A 352-nucleotide genomic window follows, 5' to 3' on the forward strand; every position below is an offset into this window, starting at 1 on the left:
AGGCAGCAGACTACCGTCGTGCGCGGCACGTCGGCCAGGCCGTTGGCCTCCGCATAGCGATGGATTTCCCGGTGGGCCAGCATGATGGTGTCCTGCAGGAAATCGGCAGGGTTGCGGATCGACGGCCGGGCCTGCGCCTGGAACTGGCGGGCCAGGGTCTGCAGTGCCTGCTGCGCGGCGACCTCGCCGAGCGCATGGCCGCCGAGGCCGTCGGCCAGCACCATCAGCAGGGCATCGCGCGTGAAGCAATACCCCATGCGGTCCTGGTTGATGCGGCGGCCGCCTTTTCTGCTTTCCTGGTAGACGGAGAATCGCATGTTGGCTGTTGGGGTCGGTTTCTCGAGGGCGGCAC

Annotated in this window: 1 protein-coding gene; it reads right to left on the reverse strand. The window is 67.3% G+C overall.

The features are described 5' to 3' along the window. Positions 1–352: PP2C family protein-serine/threonine phosphatase (locus tag AC1DKR_RS21510; RefSeq protein WP_478035280.1), on the reverse strand; the 352-nt coding region annotated here is incomplete at both ends.

This window comes from Stenotrophomonas sp. 01N47 (assembly GCF_056399165.1).